Annotated in this window: 23 protein-coding genes and 4 tRNA genes; 14 read left to right on the top strand and 13 right to left on the bottom strand. The window is 54.2% G+C overall.

The features are described 5' to 3' along the window. Positions 1 to 47: 47 nt before the first annotated feature. The 12 genes from rpoB to KSF73_03855 all read right to left on the bottom strand — a co-directional run bounded on the left by rpoB (position 48) and on the right by KSF73_03855 (position 9,519). Positions 48 to 4,217, bottom strand: a complete 4,170-nt coding sequence (gene rpoB / locus KSF73_03910; protein MBV1774854.1) for a DNA-directed RNA polymerase subunit beta — start codon at positions 4,215 to 4,217, stop codon at positions 48 to 50. A 172-nt stretch (positions 4,218 to 4,389) separates the two neighbouring features. After that, on the bottom strand, positions 4,390 to 4,758 hold the full coding sequence (gene rplL / locus KSF73_03905) for a 50S ribosomal protein L7/L12 (GenBank protein ID MBV1774853.1): 369 nt from the start codon (positions 4,756 to 4,758) through the stop codon (positions 4,390 to 4,392). A 48-nt stretch (positions 4,759 to 4,806) separates the two neighbouring features. Continuing rightward, positions 4,807 to 5,304: a 50S ribosomal protein L10 gene (gene rplJ / locus KSF73_03900; protein MBV1774852.1), complete on the bottom strand. Its 498-nt coding sequence runs from the start codon at positions 5,302 to 5,304 to the stop codon at positions 4,807 to 4,809. Positions 5,305 to 5,570: 266 nt separating this feature from the next. Further along, complete coding sequence (rplA, locus tag KSF73_03895) at positions 5,571 to 6,272, bottom strand: 50S ribosomal protein L1 (protein ID MBV1774851.1); 702 nt, start codon at positions 6,270 to 6,272, stop codon at positions 5,571 to 5,573. A 1-nt stretch (position 6,273) separates the two neighbouring features. Next, the gene (rplK, locus tag KSF73_03890; GenBank protein ID MBV1774850.1) at positions 6,274 to 6,705 is read right to left on the bottom strand and encodes a 50S ribosomal protein L11; all 432 of its coding nucleotides are present in this window, start codon (positions 6,703 to 6,705) and stop codon (positions 6,274 to 6,276) included. A 120-nt stretch (positions 6,706 to 6,825) separates the two neighbouring features. After that, a complete protein-coding gene (gene nusG / locus KSF73_03885) occupies positions 6,826 to 7,359 on the bottom strand; it encodes a transcription termination/antitermination protein NusG (GenBank protein ID MBV1774849.1) in 534 nt (177 codons plus the stop codon). Between the two features lie 15 nt (positions 7,360 to 7,374). After that, positions 7,375 to 7,761 carry a preprotein translocase subunit SecE gene (gene secE, locus KSF73_03880; protein MBV1774848.1) on the bottom strand — a complete coding sequence of 129 codons (387 nt, stop codon included), beginning with the start codon at positions 7,759 to 7,761 and terminating at the stop codon, positions 7,375 to 7,377. Between the two features lie 91 nt (positions 7,762 to 7,852). Continuing rightward, a tRNA-Trp gene (locus KSF73_03875) sits at positions 7,853 to 7,925 on the bottom strand. A 49-nt stretch (positions 7,926 to 7,974) separates the two neighbouring features. Further along, a complete protein-coding gene (tuf, locus tag KSF73_03870; protein MBV1774847.1) occupies positions 7,975 to 9,165 on the bottom strand; it encodes an elongation factor Tu in 1,191 nt (396 codons plus the stop codon). 46 nt (positions 9,166 to 9,211) lie between these two features. Further along, positions 9,212 to 9,286 (bottom strand) — tRNA-Thr (locus tag KSF73_03865). A gap of 13 nt (positions 9,287 to 9,299) precedes the next feature. Continuing rightward, positions 9,300 to 9,373 (bottom strand) — tRNA-Gly (locus KSF73_03860). A gap of 61 nt (positions 9,374 to 9,434) precedes the next feature. After that, positions 9,435 to 9,519 (bottom strand) — tRNA-Tyr (locus KSF73_03855). A gap of 195 nt (positions 9,520 to 9,714) precedes the next feature. Between KSF73_03855 and KSF73_03850 the strand changes: the two genes are divergently transcribed. From KSF73_03850 to KSF73_03840, 3 genes are all read left to right on the top strand, one after another. After that, positions 9,715 to 10,791 (top strand): hypothetical protein, encoded by a 1,077-nt coding sequence (locus KSF73_03850; protein MBV1774846.1) that lies wholly within the window; start codon positions 9,715 to 9,717, stop codon positions 10,789 to 10,791. Beyond that, positions 10,779 to 11,498 (top strand): prepilin-type N-terminal cleavage/methylation domain-containing protein, encoded by a 720-nt coding sequence (locus KSF73_03845; protein MBV1774845.1) that lies wholly within the window; start codon positions 10,779 to 10,781, stop codon positions 11,496 to 11,498. The genes KSF73_03850 and KSF73_03845 overlap by 13 nt, the downstream gene beginning before the upstream one ends. A 187-nt stretch (positions 11,499 to 11,685) precedes the next feature. Continuing rightward, positions 11,686 to 12,279 (top strand): prepilin-type N-terminal cleavage/methylation domain-containing protein, encoded by a 594-nt coding sequence (locus KSF73_03840; GenBank protein ID MBV1774844.1) that lies wholly within the window; start codon positions 11,686 to 11,688, stop codon positions 12,277 to 12,279. Here the strand turns inward: KSF73_03840 and KSF73_03835 are convergent. Then, positions 12,276 to 14,288 (bottom strand): cation:proton antiporter, encoded by a 2,013-nt coding sequence (locus KSF73_03835; protein MBV1774843.1) that lies wholly within the window; start codon positions 14,286 to 14,288, stop codon positions 12,276 to 12,278. The genes KSF73_03840 and KSF73_03835 overlap by 4 nt on opposite strands. Positions 14,289 to 14,408: 120 nt before the next feature. On the opposite strand from KSF73_03835, the gene KSF73_03830 reads away from it, so the two are divergent. The 11 genes from KSF73_03830 (at position 14,409) to KSF73_03780 (ending at position 22,704) form a co-directional block, all read left to right on the top strand. Then, complete coding sequence (locus tag KSF73_03830) at positions 14,409 to 15,392, top strand: KpsF/GutQ family sugar-phosphate isomerase (protein MBV1774842.1); 984 nt, start codon at positions 14,409 to 14,411, stop codon at positions 15,390 to 15,392. 1 nt (position 15,393) lies between these two features. Further along, positions 15,394 to 15,966, top strand: a complete 573-nt coding sequence (gene lptC, locus KSF73_03825; GenBank protein MBV1774841.1) for an LPS export ABC transporter periplasmic protein LptC — start codon at positions 15,394 to 15,396, stop codon at positions 15,964 to 15,966. After that, entirely contained in the window at positions 15,950 to 16,480 is a 531-nt protein-coding gene (gene lptA / locus KSF73_03820) for a lipopolysaccharide transport periplasmic protein LptA (protein ID MBV1774840.1), read from the top strand. Before lptC ends, lptA (KSF73_03820) begins: the two co-directional genes overlap by 17 nt. Before the next feature lie 98 nt (positions 16,481 to 16,578). Further along, a complete protein-coding gene (gene lptA, locus KSF73_03815; GenBank protein MBV1774839.1) occupies positions 16,579 to 17,022 on the top strand; it encodes a lipopolysaccharide transport periplasmic protein LptA in 444 nt (147 codons plus the stop codon). Beyond that, positions 17,019 to 17,741, top strand: coding sequence for an LPS export ABC transporter ATP-binding protein (gene lptB, locus KSF73_03810; GenBank protein ID MBV1774838.1), 723 nt, complete (start codon positions 17,019 to 17,021; stop codon positions 17,739 to 17,741). The genes lptA (KSF73_03815) and lptB overlap by 4 nt, the downstream gene beginning before the upstream one ends. A gap of 6 nt (positions 17,742 to 17,747) precedes the next feature. Continuing rightward, the gene (locus KSF73_03805; GenBank protein ID MBV1774837.1) at positions 17,748 to 19,160 is read left to right on the top strand and encodes an RNA polymerase factor sigma-54; all 1,413 of its coding nucleotides are present in this window, start codon (positions 17,748 to 17,750) and stop codon (positions 19,158 to 19,160) included. Positions 19,161 to 19,200: 40 nt separating this feature from the next. Beyond that, the gene (raiA, locus tag KSF73_03800) at positions 19,201 to 19,533 is read left to right on the top strand and encodes a ribosome-associated translation inhibitor RaiA (GenBank protein MBV1774836.1); all 333 of its coding nucleotides are present in this window, start codon (positions 19,201 to 19,203) and stop codon (positions 19,531 to 19,533) included. Positions 19,534 to 19,756: 223 nt separating this feature from the next. Then, a complete protein-coding gene (locus KSF73_03795; GenBank protein MBV1774835.1) occupies positions 19,757 to 20,200 on the top strand; it encodes a PTS sugar transporter subunit IIA in 444 nt (147 codons plus the stop codon). A gap of 76 nt (positions 20,201 to 20,276) precedes the next feature. After that, entirely contained in the window at positions 20,277 to 21,218 is a 942-nt protein-coding gene (hprK, locus tag KSF73_03790) for an HPr(Ser) kinase/phosphatase (GenBank protein MBV1774834.1), read from the top strand. Next, complete coding sequence (rapZ, locus tag KSF73_03785; GenBank protein MBV1774833.1) at positions 21,215 to 22,087, top strand: RNase adapter RapZ; 873 nt, start codon at positions 21,215 to 21,217, stop codon at positions 22,085 to 22,087. Before hprK ends, rapZ begins: the two co-directional genes overlap by 4 nt. Next, positions 22,084 to 22,704, top strand: a complete 621-nt coding sequence (locus KSF73_03780; GenBank protein MBV1774832.1) for a UbiX family flavin prenyltransferase — start codon at positions 22,084 to 22,086, stop codon at positions 22,702 to 22,704. Before rapZ ends, KSF73_03780 begins: the two co-directional genes overlap by 4 nt. The last annotated feature ends 25 nt before the right edge of the window (positions 22,705 to 22,729 follow it).

The following is a 22,729-nucleotide window of genomic DNA, read 5'->3' as shown; positions in this document are numbered from 1 at the left end:
GCCGTTCGGGGTGCGGCCTCACTGCCTCACCCCGGGCGCCTTCCGGCTTAGTTACGTTCCAGATCGATATCAATACCGAGCGAACGGATTTCCTTGACCAGCACGTTGAACGATTCCGGCATGCCGGCGTCGATCTTGTGATCGCCCTTGACGATGTTTTCGTACATCTTCGTACGACCATTCACGTCATCGGACTTCACAGTCAGCATTTCCTGCAGCGTATAGGACGCGCCGTATGCTTCCAGCGCCCACACTTCCATTTCACCGAAGCGCTGACCACCGAACTGGGCTTTACCACCCAGCGGCTGTTGCGTCACCAGCGAGTACGGACCAGTTGAACGAGCGTGCATCTTGTCATCAACCAAGTGGTGCAGCTTCAGCACGTGCATGTAACCCACTGTTACACGACGATCGAAGGCTTCACCTGTGCGGCCGTCATACAGGGTGACCTGTGTCTTGGATGCATTGAAGCCGAGCTTCTTGGTGTGCTCATCCTCTGAAGGATAGGCCAGATGCAGCATCGCACGCAGGTCTTCTTCCTTGGCGCCATCGAACACGGGCGTCGCAAATGGCACGCCATCGCGCAGATTGTTTGCCAGAGAGATGATTTCCTCATCGCTCATGCTATCCAGATCTTCCGGCTTGCCGCGCGAGTTGTAGATCTCGGCCAGGAACGTACGCAGCTCTGCAGCCTTACGTTGCTGTTCCAGCATCGCATTGATGCGATGACCCAGACCCTTGGCAGCCCAACCCAGGTGAACCTCGAGAATCTGACCCACGTTCATCCGTGACGGCACGCCCAGCGGGTTCAATACGATGTCGACCGGTTGACCATCGGCCATGTACGGCAGATCTTCAATCGGCAGAATCTTGGAGACCACACCCTTGTTACCGTGACGACCGGCCATCTTGTCACCAGGTTGCAGACGACGCTTCACGGCCACATAGACCTTGACCATCTTCTGGACGCCCGGTGGCAGCTCATCACCTTGAGTCAGCTTACGCTTCTTGTCTTCGAAACGCTGATCGAACTCTTCACGCTTCTGGGCAAGGTTTTCCTTCACCAGTTCGAGCTGCTTGGCGACATCTTCGTCAGCCAGACGGATATCGAACCAATCCGGACGGGTTAGACCCGACAGGTATTCCTTGTCGATATCGGTACCCTTGGCGATACGCTTCGGACCACCGTTGACCTTTTTGCCAACCAGCAGACGTTCCAGACGTTCGAACGCATCATTTTCCAGAATACGCATCTGGTCGTTCAGATCGAGACGGAAGCGCTTCAGCTCATCATCAATGATGGACTGGGCACGCTTATCGCGCTCGATGCCTTCACGGGTAAAGACCTGCACGTCGATGACGGTACCGCTCATGCCGGACGGCACGCGCAGCGAGGTATCCTTCACATCGGATGCCTTCTCACCGAAGATGGCACGCAGCAGCTTTTCTTCCGGTGTCAGCTGGGTTTCACCCTTCGGTGTCACCTTACCAACCAGCACATCACCCGGCTCGACTTCAGCGCCGATGTACACGATACCAGACTCATCCAGACGGCCCAGCATACGCTCGGACAGATTGGAGATATCGCGGGTAATTTCTTCCGCACCGAGCTTGGTGTCACGTGCATTCACGGACAACTCTTCGATATGGATGGTGGTGTAACGGTCTTCCGCCACCACGCGTTCGCTGATCAGGATCGAATCTTCATAGTTGAAGCCGTTCCATGGCATAAATGCCACCAGCAGATTCTGACCCAGTGCCAACTCGCCCAAATCGGTCGAGGCACCGTCAGCAATCACGTCATTACGCGCAATCAGATCACCAACTTCCACGATCGGACGCTGGTTGATATTGGTGTTCTGGTTGGAACGGGTGTACTTCACCAGATTGTAAATATCGACACCAACTTCGCCTGCTCGCGTTTCATCATCGTTCACGCGAATCACGATACGGTTTGCATCGACGTAATCCACACGACCGCCACGCGTTGCCTTGACAGCAGTACCCGAGTCAACCGCACAGGTACGTTCGATACCGGTACCTACGAGCGGCTTCTGTGCACGAACACACGGCACAGCCTGACGCTGCATGTTGGCGCCCATCAAGGCACGGTTCGCATCATCGTGTTCAAGGAACGGAATCAGCGAAGCAGCAACGGATACGATCTGGCTTGGTGCCACGTCCATGTACTGGACACGCTCCGGACGCGCAACGATGGTTTCGCCATGTTCACGACAGGTGACCAGCTCATCGATCAGGGTATTCGCTTCGTCCAGCTTGGCGTTTGCCTGAGCGATAACGTACTTACCTTCTTCAATGGCCGACAGATATTCGATCTCGTCAGTCACCTTCTGATCGATCACCTTACGGTACGGTGTTTCCAGGAAACCGTATTCATTGGTCTTGGCATACACAGCCAGCGAGTTGATCAGACCAATGTTCGGACCTTCCGGCGTTTCGATCGGACACACACGACCGTAGTGGGTCGGATGCACGTCACGTACTTCAAAGCCTGCACGCTCGCGTGTCAGACCGCCCGGGCCGAGCGCCGATACACGGCGCTTGTGGGTGATTTCCGACAACGGATTGGTCTGATCCATAAACTGGGACAACTGCGAGGAACCAAAGAATTCCTTGATGGCTGCACTGACCGGCTTGGCATTGATCAGGTCGTGCGGCATGAGGTTTTCACTCTCAGCCTGCGACAGACGCTCTTTCACTGCACGCTCGACACGCACCAGACCTGCGCGGAATTGGTTCTCAGCCAACTCACCCACCGAACGCACGCGACGGTTACCCAGGTGATCGATATCGTCCACCTCACCGCGACCATTGCGCAGCTCGAGCAGAATGCCGATCACAGCAATAATGTCTTCGGTATTCAGTACGCCCGCACCCAACACGCCTTGCGGACCGACGCGCTCGTAGAAACGACGCTGCCAACCCGGTGCCTTTTCATCCAGACGATCCGGATAAGCACGACGATTGAACTTCATACGGCCAACAGCAGACAGGTCGTAACGCTCTTCAGCGAAGAACAGGCCTTGGAACAGTGCCTCAACGGCTTCTTCCGTAGGCGGCTCACCAGGACGCATCATGCGATAGATGGCGATACGTGCCGCGTTCTGATCCGGCGTTTCATCCAGACGCATGGTCGACGAAATATAGGAACCTTGATCCAGATCGTTGATGTAAAGCACGGTGAGCGTCGTCACCCCACCTGCATCCATCTTGACCAGCAGATCTTCAGTGATTTCTTCGTTTGCACGGGCAATGACTTCGCCAGTATCAGGACTGACCACATTGGAAGCCAGCATACGGCCCAATAGGAAGTCTGTTGGAACTTCAAGTTCCGAGATACCGGCCGTTTGCATATCACGGATATGCTTAGCGGTAATACGCTTGTCCTTTTGGACAATGACCTTGCCATCTGCAGCGACGATATCCATCTTCGCAACCTCGCCCTTCAGGCGTTCGGCTACGACATTCATGAATACACCATCACGACCCAAACGGAACTGATCAAAGTCGAAGAACTCGGACAGAATCTGTTCGTTGTTGTAACCCAGTGCGCGCAGCAGAATGGTTACAGGCATCTTGCGGCGACGGTCAATACGGAAATACAGCTGATCCTTCGGATCAAACTCGAAATCCAGCCAAGAACCGCGATATGGAATCACACGTGCGGAGAACAGGAGCTTGCCGGAGCTATGCGTCTTACCCTTATCGTGCTCAAAGAACACGCCAGGGGAGCGATGCAGCTGCGATACGATGACACGCTCTGTACCGTTGATGATGAAGGAACCGTTATTGGTCATGAGCGGAATTTCGCCCATGTAGACTTCTTGTTCCTTGGCTTCCTTCACGACAGGCTTGGAAGACTCACGGTCAAAAATGGTCAAGCGGACGCGCGCGCGCAGCGGGGCTGCGTACGTAATACCGCGTTGCTGACATTCCACCATATCAAATGGCGGCTCGCCGAGATGGTAGCTGACGAAGTCCAGACGTGCGAAGCCGTTATGGCTGACAATCGGGAAAATCGAGCTAAAGGCCGCTTGCAGGCCTTTATTCTGGCGGTCTTCTACAGACACACCCAGCTGGAGAAACTCGGTGTAGGAGTCGATCTGTGTGGCAAGCAGGTAGGGTACATCGAGGACGCTCGCCCGCTTCGCAAAGCTTTTACGAATGCGTTTCTTCTCAGTAAATGAGTAACTCATAGAGTCTCCGATCGAGTTTGGGCGCAAGAACAAACCGCAAGGCCCGAAGATTCAGGTATTCCGGTTTATCGGTCGCAGCCGGCTAATATGCCAGATATATCGTCAAGATAAACACAAACGCAACAAGGCCGGCGGCAAAAAGCCACCAGCCTCGCAACACACCCGAAGGTGATTACTTCATCTCAGCTGCTGCGCCAGCTTCGACCAACTTCTTGACCATAGCTTCTGCATCGGCCTTCGGAGCGCCTTCCTTGACAGTCTTCGGAGCGCCGTCGACCAGGTCCTTGGCTTCCTTCAGACCCAGACCGGTCAGTTCGCGAACAACCTTGATCACGCCAACCTTGTTTGCGCCAGCGCTGGTCAGGATAACGTCGAAATCGGTCTTTTCTTCAACTGCAGCAGCAGCTGCAGCCGGGCCAGCAACTGCAACAGCAGCAGCGGACACGCCGAACTTCTCTTCGAATGCCTTCACCAGGTCATTCAGTTCCATAACGGTCAAAGCGCCAACGGCTTCGAGGATGTCTTCTTTGGTCAGTGCCATGTTTGATAACTCCTGAATACAGATAAGTCAGTAATTCTGCAAAAAAGCTTAAGCGGCTTCGGCTTGCTTCTTCTCGGCCAGCGCGGCAAGGCCACGGGCGAGACCCGCCAGCGGTGCCTGCATAACGTAGAGCAGCTTGGACAGCAGCTCTTCGCGGCTCGGGATCGAAGCGAGCTGACTCACTTCAGCGGCGTTCAGTACCTTGCCGTCGTACGAACCTGCCTTGATAACGATCTTGTCGTTACCTTTGGCAAAGTCATTCAGCACCTTGGCTGCAGCGACCGGGTCGGCAGAAATGCCGTACACCAGCGGGCCAACCATTTGGTCAGCCAGACCTGCAAACGGAGTGCCTTCAACAGCGCGGCGAGCCAGCGTGTTCTTCAGCACGCGCAGGTACACGCCCTGCTTGCGAGCATCAGCACGCAGCTTGGTCATTGCACTGACCTGAATGCCGCGGTACTCGGCCACAACGATGGTCTGAGCTTGTGCAACTTCTGCACTGATCTCAGCCACTACGGCCTTTTTGTCGTCGAGATTGAGACTCAAGGTCTACCCTCCTGGAAAACCACCAGTTCAACTGGCGGAGCCTAAAAGAATGGCGACCAATGATCAGGAGAAACGATACAGACTAACTGCACGATACAACCTGTTCCTTGGGTACACCATCTGCGTAGGGCGGTCTGACGCGGAAAGATGTGCAAGCACACAAACCCGTATCAATCCCCGATTAAGCAGATTGTACTAATACGCACTGCCCCTACGGTCTTGGACAATCCGCCCTCGCCATGAATGGCAAGGAGCGGCCCAAAGTATTACGCGTTGCCCAGAGCCGAAGCCGGTTCAACACGTACGCCAATGCCCATAGTGGAGGACACAGCAATCTTCTTGAAGTACACGCCCTTGGACGATGCTGGCTTGGCCTTTTGCAGGGCATCAACCAGCGCATCCAGGTTAGCCTTCAGATCAGCCACTTCGAACGAAGCGCGACCCAGGGTGGCGTGGATGATACCGTTCTTGTCGGTACGATACTGAACTTGACCGGCCTTAGCATTCTTCACAGCTTCAGCAACGTTCGGAGTCACGGTGCCAACCTTCGGGTTTGGCATCAGACCGCGCGGACCAAGGATGGTACCCAGCTGACCGACGATACGCATGGCGTCCGGCGAAGCGATGACCACGTCGAAGTCCATCATACCGCCCTTGATTTGCTCGGCCAGATCGTCGAAACCAACGATATCAGCACCAGCAGCCTTGGCAGCCTCAACGTTTGCGCCCTGTGTAAACACAGCCACGCGAACGGACTTGCCAGTACCCTTCGGCAGAACCACGGAACCACGCACAACCTGGTCGGACTTACGTGCATCCACACCCAGATTGATTGCGACGTCAATGGACTCACCGAACTTGGCAGTGGCGCATTCCTTAGCCAGAGTGATGGCGGAGGTCACATCGTACAGCTTGTTACGATCAACCTTGGCCTTCAGAGCGGCCATACGCTTGGAAATCTTTGCCATGTTACACACCCTCCACATTCAGACCCATGGAACGAGCCGAACCAGCGATGGTGCGAACAGCAGCATCCAGGTCAGCAGCAGTCAGGTCAGGTGACTTGGTTTTGGCGATTTCTTCCAACTGGGCACGAGTGATCTTGCCAACCTTATCCAGGTGTGGCTTCGAGCTACCCTTGGTGATACCAGCAGCCTTCTTGATCAGGATTGTTGCCGGCGGGGTCTTCATCACAAATGTGAAGGACTTGTCCGCGTAAGCAGTAATCACAACAGGAATTGGCAGACCCGGCTCAACGCCTTGGGTGGCTGCATTGAATTCCTTACAGAATTGCATGATATTCAGACCGCGCTGACCCAGTGCCGGACCAATGGGCGGCGATGGATTTGCTTTACCAGCGGGCACTTGCAGCTTTACGTAGCCTACAACTTTCTTTGCCATAATGAATACTCAATGAGTGGGTATAACGCGAACAGAGTCCGCTCCCCGTTACAACACCATGCACAACCGCGCATGGCACATTACCCGAACGCATTCAGGCAGACATCAGGACGAAGTCCCTCAGATCTTTTCCACCTGCGAGAAATCAACCTCAACAGGGGTTGCACGACCAAAGATCAACACTGAAACCTTCAGCTTGCTCTTGTCGTAATTTACTTCTTCCACCGATGCATTGAAGTCCGCAAAAGGACCTTCAGTTACACGGAGCGTCTGCCCCACTTCGAACTGGATCTTCGGCTTCGGCTTCTCGACACCCTCTTGCATCTGATGCAGGAGTGCATCCACTTCCTTCTGGGTGATCGGTGTCGGACGCATGCCTGTACCACCAACAAACCCAGTCACCCGCGGCGTATTTTTAACCAAATGCCACGTCTCATCGGTCATGTCCATTTCAACAAGGACATAGCCCGGAAAAAACTTACGCTCGGTCAGTGCCTTCTGACCATTGCGCACTTCCATCACTTCCTCGACCGGCACCAAAACCTGGCCAAACATATGCGCCATTTCGGAGCGTTCAATACGCTCCTTCAGCGCCTTCTGGACACTTTTCTCAAAGCCAGAATAGGCATGTACCACATACCATCGCATTGCCATGTGTCGTTTCTCCGCTTATCGTCCAAACAGTTTGGGCAACAGATCGTAAAGCAACCATTGCAGGCCAAAATCTACGACCCACATAAACAGCGCCAACACAAATGCAAACAGGAATACAACCCCAGTCACTTGCCAGGTCTCCCGCTTACTCGGCCACACAACCTTTTCCGCTTCCTTGATCGAGTCGCGCGCATAATCCACGAACCCACGACCAGGTGCAGAGAACCACACCACTACCGCAGCCAGAATCACTCCCAGCAACACAACCAGCATGCGCAACACACCCTGATCGGACGGCAGCAGATAATATGCAGTGACACCGGCAAGCACCAACAGCAAGGCACCACCAATTTTAAGTTTATCTACGCTTTCCATGCCGGCCCTATATGGCAACAAATGCATCCGACAATAAAAGACAGCCGCTTCCCGATCAAGGGAAACGGCCATCATACTATACCCACCACACCAATTCAACACAATCAGATGAATGGTGCAGGCGAGGAGGGTCTCGAACCCCCAACCCCCGGTTTTGGAGACCGGTGCTCTGCCAATTGAGCTACTCGCCTTTAAATCTTGCGAGGCGGCTGTATTGCAACCTCGACTTTAAATCACCAATTACTCGATGACCTTGGCAACCACACCGGCGCCAACAGTACGACCACCTTCGCGGATAGCGAAGCGCAGACCTTGTTCCATAGCGATCGGAGCGATCAGGGAAACAACCACTTCAACGTTGTCGCCTGGCATCACCATTTCGGTGCCGGCCGGCAGTTCAACTGCGCCAGTCACGTCAGTGGTACGGAAGTAGAACTGCGGACGATAGCCGTTGAAGAACGGGGTGTGACGACCACCTTCATCCTTGCTCAGCACGTACACGGAACCAGCAAACTTGGTGTGCGGTGTGATCGAACCCGGCTTGGCCAGAACTTGACCACGCTCAACGTCTTCACGCTTGGTACCGCGCAGCAGCGCGCCAATGTTGTCACCAGCTTGACCTTGATCCAGCAGCTTGCGGAACATTTCCACACCGGTACAGGTGGTCTTGACGGTCGGCTTGATACCAACGATTTCGATTTCTTCGCCGACCTTGACGATACCGCGCTCAACGCGACCGGTCACCACGGTGCCACGACCAGAGATCGAGAACACGTCTTCAACCGGCATCAGGAACGCGCCATCAACAGCACGCTCTGGTGTCGGGATGTAGCTGTCCAGTGCTTCTGCCAGACGGAAGATAGCCGGTTCGCCGATTTCGGACTGGTCGCCTTCCAGGGCCTTCAGTGCGGAACCCTTGATGATCGGCAGGTCGTCACCCGGGAAGTCGTACTTGGACAGAAGTTCGCGAACTTCCATTTCCACCAGTTCGAGCAACTCGGCATCATCAACCATGTCAGCCTTGTTCATGAACACGATGATGTAAGGCACGCCAACCTGACGAGCCAACAGGATGTGTTCACGTGTTTGCGGCATAGGACCGTCAGCGGAGGACACAACCAGGATCGCGCCGTCCATCTGGGCTGCACCGGTAATCATGTTCTTCACGTAGTCAGCGTGACCTGGGCAGTCAACGTGAGCGTAGTGACGGTTTTCGGTTTCGTATTCAACGTGAGCGGTATTAATCGTAATACCACGAGCCTTTTCTTCAGGCGCGCTGTCGATCTGGTCGTAACCCTTGGCTTCACCACCGAACTTCTTGGACAGAATGGTAGTGATAGCTGCGGTCAGAGTGGTCTTACCGTGGTCAACGTGACCAATGGTACCAACGTTTACGTGCGGCTTTGTCCGTTCGAACTTTTCTTTTGCCATGATTGAATTCCCTGAATTCTTGTATCCGGAAAAATCAAATAAGTGATGGTGCTCATGGGCGGAATTGAACCGCCGACCTCTCCCTTACCAAGGGAGTGCTCTACCCCTGAGCTACATGAGCTTCCCAAACTGACTGGAGCGGGTGAAGGGAATCGAACCCTCGTCGTAAGCTTGGAAGGCTTCTGCTCTACCATTGAGCTACACCCGCACGACGCGATCTTAATTACACCTACTACCGCAAGCAGCACGAATGCGCTGCTTCCAAAATCTGGTGGAGGGGGAAGGATTCGAACCTTCGAAGGCTGAGCCGTCAGATTTACAGTCTGATCCCTTTGACCGCTCGGGAACCCCTCCGTGAAGAGCTGCGCATTTTAGAGATAAGTCCACACCATGTCAACACCCTTTTTTAATTTTTTTAACTCAAATCGCACAACTCTTTGTTTATAAAGTACATAAATTTTTTAAAAATTTGATTAACACCTGAAATCGCCTCATTTTTCGGGCCTGCAAATTGCTTATTTCCAGCTTTTAATTCTTGAGTTCAAACCCATGCATCGTCAAAAAGGGCATGTTTTCCTCATTTTTTTACTACTACTCGGCTCGACCAGCCTTTTCATCGCACATTTTTCTCATGTTCAATCCATTGCGCCTGTACCCACGGATGCTCAGCGGCGGAATACAGCATTACATGCACTGCTTGGCTGGGCGCTGGCCACACCCGACACCCCCTTACCCGATACCCCTAACCCGCCGCCAGGCTTACTCCCCTGGCCTGATCGCGCGGGTGATGGGAATTTTGACGGGCTTTCCGACTGCCCCAATTTTGGCAATGATCTATCCAACAGCCGCTTACGCCTGGGGCGCATCCCCTTCCGGGGGCAACGGCTCGGCACCACACCAGACACATGCTGGAGCCCCCAGCACACCAGCATTGGCGGCATGCTTCAATTAGAGGTCTCACCACAGCCGTCATCCCCACTGTGGTATGCAGCCTCAATTAATTTGCTTGATAACGCCGATATAGACTCCTACCCCGGCCATCTATCTCCCGAGAAGCTGTTATCGCTTAGATCCGGATGGATCACCATTTGCAGTGCCTCAGGCGAAGTACTTTCCAGTACCGCAGCGCTAGTCGTTCTTTCCGGGGGGGCGCCTCTTGCGAATCAATCAAGGCAAGCGCCAGAAACCTTGAGTGCCAGCGCACGCGACCAAATTGCTGCGAACTATCTCGAACCCATACGTATTCCCTCAGGTATTGCCCCTTGCAGGGGATTGATTCAACCTGTATCCAATCCCACCATCTTCGTGGTTGCCCCCGCCAGCGATACGTTCAACGACCAACTGACCTGGATCGATCAGGCTGAATTCGTAGAAAAGCTCGCTGACCGCTGGATGACAACCGTGCTCTCCCTGATTCGTCAGCATGCATTAAGACACTCAGCATTACCCGATCTGATCGATTCAATTGAAGGATTCCCTCAATGGATGCACCCCGATTGGCTATCTGCTATCCGTTACCAGAAAATTGATGCCTTGCATGCGAGTATCACCATTTCCGGCACACGAACCCGCTGCATCTCGCTTTCCGGGGTCGAGATTGAGGAGGCGAGTGCATGCGCACACTAAACCCGATGTCAGGATTCACCCTGCTGGAGTTAGCAATCGTACTCACCATACTTGCCCTCTTTTCAGCTGGTGGCCTCCCGCTAGCAGCAAAACTCCATCAAATACAAAGCAGGCAGCAAATAGAACAAACCCTGAATCAGGGTATTGAGGCATTAATCGGCTTTGCGGCAAATCATCCACTGGACAGCGGGAGAGGCGCCTGGCTTCCCTGTCCTGCGATATACGTAAATGGAGCCGAGGGTGGTCGCAATCCTGATGGATCTTGCGTGCGCGAGGAAGGCTATTTGCCCAGCCGGGATCTTGGCCTCAACCCGACGAATGCCATCGTACATTATCGGGTAGACGCACGGTTCGCCAATCGCAGCTCGGGCATTCAGCTGGGCGGGCAAGGACGGCTGCAAATATGCGCCGACCCGGCCTGTGCGATCCGCCTTGGAGACAATGTAGGCGCCCTCCTTTGGGTAAAAGGAGAGACGAGTGACCCCTCAGGCAGGGACAGCCGCGCCAATGATGATGGAATGGATACCGCCACAGGGCAGGCATTACCGTGCAATTCGGGAGGTCCTCCATTTGCCCCTGCCTGTGTCTTTGTCGCACATGAAGCAAGGTCAGACGGTGCAGTGGGCGGTGCATTTCAGGATCAGGTGCGCTGGATGTCCAGCAGCCTGTTGATGTACCAGCTGATTCAGACAAGCAGATTGCCCTGATGAGGTGTCGACTTTTTGACGCTACCGTCAAAAAACTGACACCTACCTAGTCCGCCTGACTGCATGTTCGGCTTTACACCCTATAACGACGCTCGCTGCCCCATGGCATACAACTTGCAGTTTGTATGCCTCCAGACCGGTATTAGCTGGGTCATTCGTTTAATTCAATTTGAAAGGCTTACATAAGATGCGCAAGCAACACGGCTTTACACTCATTGAAATGGCACTGGTTCTCGTTGTGATCGGTTTATTGCTGGGCGGCGTCCTGAAAGGACAAACCATGATCGAGAATGCCCGCACAAAGAACCTGATCAAAGACAGCAATGCTTATTTGGCGGCTGTTCATACCTACCGAGATCAATACCATCAACTTCCCGGTGATGACAAAGGCGCATCCATCCGAGGCAACGCATGGAAGAACACCGCAGATGGTGATGGAAATGGCCGGATCGACGGCGATACCGAAGCACTGCAATTCTGGAATCACTTACGTGCAGCCGGTCTGGTGACTGGCGAAATCAAGGACAAGGGTAACGAACCCGAAACCGCGTTCAATGGGAAGGCTGAAGTGAAATCTGCCGTTGCCGGCTTTTCAACATCAAGCATCTGCTATAGCAACACGCTTGGGCGTGCAGCTTCAGCAATGGACGCAGAACAAGATGATGGCAACCCTGCCACAGGGTCGATTCGCGCCCTGGAAACGACAAGTTCCGGCGCATCCGCAACACCTGCGACGAGTTACTCGGAAGACGATCGCTATGTCGTTTGTCGTCAGATCTAATCTGGAGCACCCACTGCACCGTTGAAAGTTGATGTCACCTGCCCGCCCATCAGCAGGTGACGTTCAAAGCGATCAATCACTGCCGACTCACCACAAATGACAAGCACATCACCGGGTTCAAGACAGAGGTCATGACCTCGCTCACTAAGGAGTGCCCCCTGCCTTCGCAAGGTGCGCAACTCGATTTCAGGGAAATCCGACGCCAGCTTGGTAACGGACATCCCCACCCCTCGAGCCTTAGGGGGCAACATGATGGTATGCAATCGGGGGTGTTGATCCCCATCGGTGTCAGCTTCATCCCCTACCCCTCTGAAGAAGCCTCGGAAAAGGGCGTATCGCTGCTCGCGAACCGTTCTTACACTGCGCAATACCCGATTCAATGGCACGCCTAGCAATAACATGGTATGAGTCGCCAGCATCAAACTACCTTCCATCATTTCGGCCACCACCTCATCAGCTCCAGCTTCGCGGAGCTGATCGATGCCATGCTCATCCCCGGTACGCACCACCACGGGTAAATCAGGACGTTCAGTGCGAACCACCTCAATGACACGCCTAGCAGACGATGGATCATCGTATGTCACCACCAGAGCCCGCGCACGTGACAGGCCAGCAGATAGCAACACCTCCAGTTTGGATGCGTCGCCATATGCCACATTTTCTCCGGCAGCCGAGGCTTCACTGACGCGATCCGGATCCAGATCGAGCGCATACCATGGCACTTCCTCGCCTTCCAATAAGCGAACCAGCGCCTGTCCGCTCCGTCCGTACCCACATACAATCACATGGTTGCTCGTCGCCATCGTTCGGGCGGCCAGCTGCGTGAGCCGCATGGCTTGCAACATCCAGTCGGACGCAATAAAGCGACGGACAAGCGCCTCGGATTGCTGGATAAAAAATGGCGCAATGATCATGGACAGGAGAATGGCAGCAAGCGTTGCCTGTTCGATGTGCTCCGACAAAATATGGATTTCACTGATTTGCGCCAGCATCACGAACCCAAACTCGCCCCCCTGAGCCAGTAAAATGGCGGTACGCATCGCAGTGCCGGGGCTTCTGCCAATGCCACGTAACAGTAAGCCCACTGCGAGCGCTTTCAACAGAAGCAATGCAGCCAGTATCCCTAATACCCAGGCAATGGCGTGCCAGCCTGCTATCACATCCAGTCGCATCCCTACAGTGATAAAAAACAGACCCAGCAAGAGATCACGGAAGGGTCGAATATCATCTTCAACCTGATGTCGATATTGGGTTTCAGCAAGCAACATTCCGGCGATAAATGCGCCAAGTGCCATCGACAGCCCAGCCATCGATGTCATCCAGCCCACGCCAAGCGTGACCAATAGTACATTCAGCACAAATAATTCATTCGAACGCTGTTTCGCCACGATATGCAGCAAGGGGCGCAGCAAGCGAGGTCCCAGATACAGCAGGACTGCGAGCGTCAGGACAATCTTAAATGCCGCCCAAGTAAGCGCGGGCCCCATATCGCCGGCATTTCCGCCCAAGACGGGCGTAATGATCAGCAACGGCACAACCGCCAAATCCTGAAATAGCAATACGCCAATGGCGTACTCACCATGCGGCGTTGCGAGCTCGACCTTTTCAGTGAGCATCCGGCTCACAATTGCCGTAGACGACATTGCAAGTGTCGCGCCGAGAAGAAATGCGCCATAGGGATGCATACCGCACGCCCAGCCAATGAGTCCCGCAGGCACCGCAGTCAGCAACATCTGCGCGCCCCCCACACCGAACACTCTGGATTTCATGGCAACCAGTTTGGGTAAACTGAACTCCAGACCCAGACTGAACATCATGAATACCACACCGTATTCACCCAGCTCTTCTGCTTCCGCACCAGACGGAATCAGCCCCGCGGCATGCGGGCCCGCGATTACGCCGATCAGCAAGTAACCGAGCAATGGCGGCAGCTGAGCACGGCGGCACAGAATCACCGCAGCCACTGCAGCGGCCAGTAAGATCAGCATGGATCCCAGCAATGTATGCATTCAGAAATAATCCAGAGGAACGAATTAATACGCAGATCAACTAAACAGTACCAGATTGATTATAACCACGTCATTCGAGGTTCAACCTGAGGATCGTCCCTCTTTGGTATACTGCCGCACATGACACAGCAAACTCTCGCTCATCCAAACGACTTCATCGCCCTTGCTCGTGACGTACTGGAAACTGAAATGGCTGGTATCCGCCACATTTCCAGCAAGCTTGATGGCGACTTTATGACTGCTCACGCCATGATGCTCGGCTGTAAGGGACGCATCGTGGTGACCGGCATTGGAAAATCCGGACACATCGGCCGCAAAATTGCTGCGACGCTTGCCAGTACGGGCACCCCTGCATTTTTCATGCACCCCGGTGAAGCTGCCCATGGTGATCTGGGTATGATCACAGGGGACGATGTTGTGCTCGCCATGTCGAATTCAGGCGAAAGCGACGAACTGATCTCGATTCTGCCTGCCATCAAGCGACGGGGAGCGCGCATCATCGCGATGAGCGGAAATCCGCAATCTACGTTGGCGAAAGCGGCTAGCGCCCATCTCGACGCAGGCGTCGAGCGCGAAGCCTGCCCCATCAATCTTGCGCCGACAGCCAGTACCACCGCTGCACTCGCACTCGGCGACGCACTCGCGGTTTGTCTGATGCACGCACGTGGTTTTGACCGCGATGATTACGCACTTTCACATCCCGGCGGTAGTCTGGGTAGACGCCTGCTGATGCATGTCAGCGATGTCATGCACACCGGTGATGACATGCCTGTGGTGCAGATCAATGCCAGTATTCGTGATGCGCTGCTGGAAATATCCCGCAAGGGGTTCGGACTGACTGCAGTACTGGATGGAGATGTGTTGGTAGGCGTATTTACCGATGGCGATCTTGCTCGCACGCTGGATCGTGGCGTCGAGATTGGCAGCACGCGCATTGATACCGTCATGACCCGCACGCCGAAGTGCATCCGCGAAGATCAATTGGCCGTTGAAGCTGTTCAGCAAATGGAACTGCACAAAGTGTATGTATTGCTGGTCACAGATGGCAGCGTACTGAAGGGTGTCATCAAGATGCATGATCTGATGAAAGCGGGTGTGGTCTGACATGGTGCTTGATCGCCTTGCACGGGCTTTCCCCCTACTCTTGTTGACTGCTCTGGCCGCACTGGCGGCCTGGCTCAACAATGCGACGGAAATTGAAGCATTAATGCCGCCGCGCGCGCACGATCGTCCGGATACGATTCTGCAGGATGCGCATTCCGTGATGTATGCCCCGGATGGCACCAAACTCTACGAAATTCAGTCTGCTGAAATGCAGCATATTCCTGAAGGAGATATCACGCTGCTTAAGGAAGTGCGCATCGATCAAACACCGTCCGGCAAGCCGATATTGCATATCAAGGGTGACACTGCAAAACTCTGGGATCGCGGTCATCAGGTTGAATTGAATGGACAAGTCACGCTCAGACGGGATGACTATCCGGGTATCGAACCCCTTGAGGTGGCAACCAGTAACCTGCAATTGGATACGCTGACAAGCAAAGCCAACACCAGTCAACCCATCAGGGCGCGTACGCCCTCTCGCGATATCAGCTCTGTCGGCATGGATTACGATCACGAGCACTCGCAACTTGTTCTGAAGTCGAAAGTACAGATTACGTATGAACCTGCTCACTAACAGCCTTGTAATCCTGATGATCCTTCCTATGGCGGTGCATGCCGAAAAAGCGGATCGTGAAAAAGATATCACCATCGGCTCCGTCAAGGATTGTCTTGTCCGGCCGATTGATAAGAAAACACCTGATCTGAAGCAGTACAGCTGCGAAAAGGATGTGTCGATTCAGCAAGGCACCATGGAAGCGCATGGCGATAAACTGGTCGCCGAACAACAAGCAGAGGGCCAGCAACGCATTTCACTCGATGGCGTACCAGTATCATTCAAGCAAAAGCTGGATGATGATCGCGGCTGGATCAATGCGAAGGGTAGCAAGCTGGTGTTTGAAACGGATAGCCATACTGCACATATTGCGGGCGGTGCCTGGATCAAAACGGATTCTCACGAAATTACAGCATCCCGGGTGAGCTATAACAGCGAAACAGAAGAAGTGCACGCTGTGGGCGAAACCGCAGACAATCCGCGTGGCCGGGTACATATCGAAATTAAACCCCGAGCAACACAAGTCAGCAAATGATCAGAAAACACCAAGCGATTTGTCAGCTGGCTACACTGACAGGCCTTCTGCTGATGGGTCAATCGTGCCTCGCAGAAGCAGGCGATCGAAGACAACCCATGCGCATGAATGCCGAAAACTGTCTGGTTGATCAGAAGGCCAGGCAACATCAGCTTACGGTGTGCAACCATGGCGTTCTGATTACCCAGGGTACGTTGCAGATCAAGGCAGATAAAGTCACGATTGTCAGTGATGCAGCCGGGCAGCAGGTATTTACGCTGGATGGCAGCCCCGTCGAGTTCCGACAAAAACTGGATGGCACAAAAGGCTGGGTGATTGGCAAGGGCAAACAAGCCGTCATGAAAACAGCTAGCAATGAAGCGAATCTGACCGGAGAGGCCAGCATTCAGACGCCTGACAGCGAAGTAACCGGTGCCAGTATCCAATACAACATGAGTAGTGGTGAAACACGTGTCATTCCCGTTGCAAGCGAGCAAGGGAAGAGTACCGTCCGACTCACATTCAAACCCAAAACACGTTCCGAAAAAGCCCCCACACCATGAGCCGACTGACCGCCAGCCATTTACAGAAACGCTATAAGGCTCGCCTGGCCGTACGTGATGTCAGCATGCACGTGGACAGTGGCGAAGTTGTGGGTCTGCTTGGGCCTAATGGTGCAGGTAAAACAACCAGCTTTTATATGATTGTGGGGTTGGTTGCCGTCAACGGCGGCAGTATTCATCTGGATGATACCGATCTGACACATATGGCCGTTCACCAGCGGGCGCAGCTGGGTCTGGGCTACCTGCCACAGGAAATGTCCATTTTTCGCAAACTGGATGTGGCCGACAATATCCGTTCCATCCTTGAACTTCACTATCCTGACGAAGCATCGGTACAACAGCGACTGGAAGAATTGCTGCATGAATTGCACATTTCACACCTGCGTGAATCGCCTGCGTTATCCTTGTCCGGTGGAGAACGTCGCCGCGTGGAAATCGCCCGGGCATTGGCTGCCAATCCGCGATTTATTTTGCTAGACGAACCGTTCGCAGGTGTCGACCCTATTGCTGTAATGGATATTCAGAAAATTATCCGCTTCCTGAAAGATCGCGGCATTGGCGTACTGATCACCGATCATAATGTTAGAGAAACACTCGGCATCTGTGATCGTGCATACATCATCAATGAAGGTGCCGTCCTTGCCGACGGCGCACCCGAGGAGATCGTGCGCAACGATAGTGTGCGCAAGGTGTACCTCGGTGAACATTTCCGACTGTAGACGGTCATGAAACAATCCCTGCAACTCAAGCTCTCTCAACAGCTTTCGCTCACGCCTCAGCTTCAGCAGGCAATCCGCCTGCTTCAGCTATCGACACTGGATCTGAATCAGGAAATCGAGCAGTTTCTGACGGACAACCCGATGCTCGAGCGGGGCGATGAACCGGCTGGTGACAATGATGCAGCGGATGAAACACCCCTCTCCGGCGAAGATACAACTGAGCGCGACTTTGACGCAGATACCGATGAGAACTGGTGGCAGGAAAGCAGCGGCTCCAGTAGAAACGACGACGATCAGGACTTTGATCCGCGTACCAATATCTCCCGCCTGCCGACCTTACGCGAACATCTGATGGCGCAACTCGGCGAGCTCCCCATTTCTGACCGAGACCATGCATTGGCAGAAATGATTGTTGATGCACTAGACGAAGATGGCTATCTCACGACGCCCTTACAGGAAATTCTAGAGCTTCTACCTGCGGACTTTCGCGAGGAACAGGAAATCGAGATTGATGACCTGAGCTATGGCTGGAAACTGGTACGGCAGCTTGATCCATGCGGTGTCGGCGCGGTTGATCTGGAGGACTGCATCCGTCAGCAACTGACTGCGCTTGAGTCGGATCAAACCGGTCGTAAGCTCGCCCTCGAAATCACCAAGGGACATCTCGATTTATTGGCAGCGAAGGAGTACAGTAAGCTTAAGAAAACGCTGAAATGCGACGACCAGCAACTGAAGGAAGCTCAGGAACTGATCAGGCGCATGAACCCGCGACCGGGGGCTGCGTTCGGTGAAAGCGAAACAAGGTACGTGATTGCCGACGTGGTCGTGAAAAAGACGCGACAGGGATGGCTGGCACAGTTAAATGGTGCCGCCGTACCAAAACTCAGGATCAACCAGTTGTACGCGAATATCCTGCGACAGAACAAGGAAGGCGGATCCAGTCTGGCCGGGCAGCTTCAGGAGGCCCGCTGGCTGATCAAGAACGTTCAGCAGCGATTTGACACGATCCTGCGGGTGGCGCAGGCTATAGTTGAAAAGCAGCAGCGTTTTCTGGAGCACGGCGAAGTCGCCATGCGGCCACTTGTCCTGAGGGATATTGCGGATGAACTGGGTCTGCACGAATCCACGGTTTCTCGCGTTACCACGCAAAAGTTCATGCTCACGCCGCGCGGCGTCTTCGAGTTCAAGTATTTCTTTGGCAGCCATGTCGATACTGACTCTGGCGGTGAATGCTCTGCTACCGCCATCAAGGCTCTTATCAAACAGCTGGTTCAGAATGAGGACAAGAACAAACCCCTGAGCGACAGCGCGTTAACCGACTCACTGTGTGCACAGGGGATCAAGGTAGCCAGAAGAACGGTTGCCAAATATCGGGAGGCGCTAAATATCCCGCCCGTTAATCTGCGGAAGTCCCTCTAGCTGTCCACGCAAGTGGCAGCACCTTTGCAAGGAGCGTTGTATGAACCTGACCATCAGCGGACATCATCTCGACATCACCCCGGCAATCCGGGAATATGTTACGACCAAGCTTGAACGTGTAACGCGCCACTTCGATCACGTGATCGACATGAACGTGACACTTTCCGTAGACAAGCTGAATCACAAGGTCGAAGTTAACGTCCATCTGCGTGGCAAGGACATTCATGTCGAAAGCATCGAACAGGACATGTATGCAGCCATTGACCTGCTTGCCGACAAGCTGGACCGCCAGGTCATCAAGCACAAGGAAAAACTGCACGGCGATCGCCACAATCCGATCAAGTTTCAGGAGATTCAACAACCTGCAGCCTGACAATTTATTCGTCACTCAGGGCCTGTCACCCACGTAAACGGTGCCAGTGTGCAACACCCGAAAACGGGAGCGGTCTAGGGACTCCGCTCCCGTTTTTTATTGGCTCGCAGGCACGGCCTGACTATCCGGCCATACAGCTGAACACTTCGGATCATAACTGGATGTTGCTGTTCGGAGCTGTAGGCGTACAATGCAGCCTTTCCCATCGTACTGCGCCCGGCCAATGAGCCTGATTACCGACATCCTGCCGATCAGCAATATCTTCCTCGATCAGGAAATCACCAGCAAAAAGCGCCTGTTTGAACAAGCCGGCCTGCATTTTGAAAACACCAAAGGCATTGCCCGCAGTGCAACCTTCGACGCACTCATTGCACGCGAGCGCATGGGGTCGACTGCACTGGGACAAAGCGTGGCGATTCCACATGGCCGGGTAGCAGGGCTCAAAACTGCGGTTGCCTGCCTATTTCGCATGGCGCAGCCGATTCCATTTGAAGCCCCGGATGGCAAACCTGTTGCGCTTGCTGTGGTATTGCTGGTGCCCGAACAGGCGAATGAGCTACATTTACGCATATTGAGCGAGCTTGCCCAACGCTTCAGCGATCGCAAGATCCGCGAAGGATTGTTGGCTGCGACAGATTCGGCTGCACTGCACGCATTGCTGGATTAGGCGCCGTCAACCGTTTCGGGCAGGTTTTCGGGTCAGCCGCATGCTGACCAGCCATTTCGTGTAGCCGAGTCCACACATGCCGCAAATTACGGTTAGACAACTGTTCATCGACAATGCCGAAAAGCTTCGCCTGATCTGGCTGGCTGGGCAAAGTGGTGCCAATAACCTGCTGTCCAACGATGCCGACCAGAAAAAGCTGTCACTGGCGTTGGTGGGGCATCTGAACTTTGTTCATCCAAACCGTATCCAGGTGCTTGGCCTGGCAGAAATTGAATACCTGCACAGCCTCGACCCCGCTGCCATGCGCAAATCAATTGAGCATGTATTTGGCAATGAAATGGCAGCGATGATTGTTGCCAACGGTCAGCAGGTCCCCGATTTATTGCGCGAAGCATGCGAACGCGCACATGTCCCACTGCTCACCTCCCCGGAACAGTCTCCATACCTGATGGACGTATTGCGCTTCTATCTGGCAAAGGCGCTGGCGGTCTCTACCAATCTTCATGGCGTGTTTCTGGATGTACTTGAAGTCGGGGTGATGATTACCGGCGAAAGCGCCATGGGTAAGAGTGAACTGGCGCTAGAACTGGTTTCGCGTGGTCACGGCTTGGTGGCAGATGATGTGGTCGAATTCTACCGAATTGCACCTGATACGCTCGAAGGGCGCTGCCCCCCCTTGTTACGCGACTTCCTGGAAGTGCGCGGATTGGGCGTACTCAATATTCGCACTATTTTCGGTGAGACGGCCGTCCGGCCACGCAAAAACCTCAAACTCATCATTCACCTGACCAAGATGGCCGAATCGGTATCTCCGCTGGATCGACTGCAGATGCAGGCGGCCACGCAGGAAATTCTCGGTATCGACATCCGCAAAGTCGTGCTCCCTGTGGCGGCGGGTCGTAACCTCGCGGTTCTGGTGGAGGCCGCGGTGCGTAACTACATTCTGCAATTACGCGGCATTGACTCGACACGCGAGTTTATTGAACGGCATCAACGCTTCATGGAGGCGGGCGAATGAGCGCCAGTTGTGCTCAGGTTATTCTGATCAGCGGATTATCAGGATCCGGAAAGAGTATTGCGCTGCGATTGCTCGAAGACCTCGGCTTTTTCTGCCTCGACAACCTCCCTGCCACCTTGCTGGATGCCACGCTGGATGAACTGCAGGGAGATGGTATTCGTCAGGTGGCCATTAGTGTCGATATTCGTAGCGCACAAACGCTGCCTGTCATCCCCAGCGTAGTACGCATGCTGCGTGACAAAGGGGTCGATGTCCGTTTCCTGTTTCTGGAAGCCAAAGACGAAGTTCTGTTAATGCGCTACTCGGAGACACGACGTCGCCATCCGCTCACCAATCAATCGCCGGAACTCACCGTTGCCGAATGTATTCGCCTTGAACGCGAAATGATGTCGCCGATTCTGGAAATGACACACAGGATTGATACCAGCGACCTCAAGGCGAACGATCTGCGACAGTGGCTGAAGCAATGGCTGGGGCTCGATCAGGCACGCCTGACCTTGATTTTTGAGTCATTCGGATTCAAACACGGCCTGCCACTCGATGCCGACTATGTGTTTGATGTACGCTGCCTGCCCAATCCGTACTACACACCTGCTTTGCGACCGATGACAGGTCTGGATTTGCCTGTCGCTGACTTCTTGCGTGCAGAGGCCTCCGTAGGCGCCATGCAGGCGCAGATAGCGGGATTTCTTGCCACATGGCTGCCCGCATTCGATCAGGACAACCGAAGTTACGTCACCGTGGCGATTGGTTGCACAGGTGGCCAGCATCGTTCGGTCTATCTGGCCGAGCAACTCGCCGCCGCCTTTGCAAGCGACCGGCAGGTATTGGTCCGCCATCGTCAATTGACAGGAGATGCGCGCGGATGAAAACAGTCATTCTGGCACTGACCGGCGCCTCGGGCATGCCTTTTGGACTGAGAACGCTTGAATGCCTGCTATCTGCAGGCATTCGTGTGTATGTGCTGTATTCGCAGGCAGCGCAGATTGTTGCGAGCCAGGAACTCAACGAACGCTGGCCCGGTCGCGCATCGGAGCTGGAACAGGCTTTCCATGGGCGATTTGGCGTGGATGCCACCCAATTAAGGGTATTTGGTCGCGAGGAGTGGTTTGCACCGGTTGCATCGGGTTCCAACCCCGCTGATGCCATGGTGGTATGTCCTTGCACCATGGGAACGCTTGCTGCAATTGCGCATGGCATGAGCGACAATTTGATCGAGCGCGCAGCGGATGTCTGCATTAAGGAAAATCGCAAGCTGGTACTGGTGCCGCGCGAAACGCCCTATTCAGCGATTCATCTGGAGAACATGCTGAAACTTTCGCGACTGGGCGTCTGCATACTCCCCCCGAATCCGGGCTTTTACCACCACCCGCAACGTATCGAAGATTTAGTGGATTTTGTGGTGGCCCGCATTCTGGATCAGCTCGGCGTGCCACACACGTTGATGCAACGATGGGGAGATGCCCCCAACCCAGCTGTCGAATAATAAAAAACCCGCGATCATCGCGGGT

This window comes from Burkholderiaceae bacterium DAT-1 (assembly GCA_019084025.1).
GTDB lineage: Bacteria > Pseudomonadota > Gammaproteobacteria > Burkholderiales > Chitinimonadaceae > DAT-1.
This window is presented reverse-complemented; position numbering and strand designations above follow the sequence as displayed.

Coding starts and splice junctions, on each gene's coding strand:
- rpoB (MBV1774854.1), bottom strand. CDS start 4,217: ATGAGTTACTCATTTACTGAGAAGAAACGCATTCGTAAAAGCTTTGCG.
- rplL (MBV1774853.1), bottom strand. CDS start 4,758: ATGGCACTGACCAAAGAAGACATCCTCGAAGCCGTTGGCGCTTTGACC.
- rplA (MBV1774851.1), bottom strand. CDS start 6,272: ATGGCAAAGATTTCCAAGCGTATGGCCGCTCTGAAGGCCAAGGTTGAT.
- rplK (MBV1774850.1), bottom strand. CDS start 6,705: ATGGCAAAGAAAGTTGTAGGCTACGTAAAGCTGCAAGTGCCCGCTGGT.
- nusG (MBV1774849.1), bottom strand. CDS start 7,359: ATGGCAATGCGATGGTATGTGGTACATGCCTATTCTGGCTTTGAGAAA.
- secE (MBV1774848.1), bottom strand. CDS start 7,761: ATGCATTTGTTGCCATATAGGGCCGGCATGGAAAGCGTAGATAAACTT.
- tuf (MBV1774847.1), bottom strand. CDS start 9,165: ATGGCAAAAGAAAAGTTCGAACGGACAAAGCCGCACGTAAACGTTGGT.
- KSF73_03850 (MBV1774846.1), top strand. CDS start 9,715: ATGCATCGTCAAAAAGGGCATGTTTTCCTCATTTTTTTACTACTACTC.
- KSF73_03845 (MBV1774845.1), top strand. CDS start 10,779: ATGCGCACACTAAACCCGATGTCAGGATTCACCCTGCTGGAGTTAGCA.
- KSF73_03840 (MBV1774844.1), top strand. CDS start 11,686: ATGCGCAAGCAACACGGCTTTACACTCATTGAAATGGCACTGGTTCTC.
- KSF73_03835 (MBV1774843.1), bottom strand. CDS start 14,288: ATGCATACATTGCTGGGATCCATGCTGATCTTACTGGCCGCTGCAGTG.
- KSF73_03830 (MBV1774842.1), top strand. CDS start 14,409: ATGACACAGCAAACTCTCGCTCATCCAAACGACTTCATCGCCCTTGCT.
- lptC (MBV1774841.1), top strand. CDS start 15,394: ATGGTGCTTGATCGCCTTGCACGGGCTTTCCCCCTACTCTTGTTGACT.
- lptA (MBV1774840.1), top strand. CDS start 15,950: ATGAACCTGCTCACTAACAGCCTTGTAATCCTGATGATCCTTCCTATG.
- lptA (MBV1774839.1), top strand. CDS start 16,579: ATGCGCATGAATGCCGAAAACTGTCTGGTTGATCAGAAGGCCAGGCAA.
- lptB (MBV1774838.1), top strand. CDS start 17,019: ATGAGCCGACTGACCGCCAGCCATTTACAGAAACGCTATAAGGCTCGC.
- KSF73_03805 (MBV1774837.1), top strand. CDS start 17,748: ATGAAACAATCCCTGCAACTCAAGCTCTCTCAACAGCTTTCGCTCACG.
- raiA (MBV1774836.1), top strand. CDS start 19,201: ATGAACCTGACCATCAGCGGACATCATCTCGACATCACCCCGGCAATC.
- KSF73_03795 (MBV1774835.1), top strand. CDS start 19,757: ATGAGCCTGATTACCGACATCCTGCCGATCAGCAATATCTTCCTCGAT.
- hprK (MBV1774834.1), top strand. CDS start 20,277: ATGCCGCAAATTACGGTTAGACAACTGTTCATCGACAATGCCGAAAAG.
- rapZ (MBV1774833.1), top strand. CDS start 21,215: ATGAGCGCCAGTTGTGCTCAGGTTATTCTGATCAGCGGATTATCAGGA.
- KSF73_03780 (MBV1774832.1), top strand. CDS start 22,084: ATGAAAACAGTCATTCTGGCACTGACCGGCGCCTCGGGCATGCCTTTT.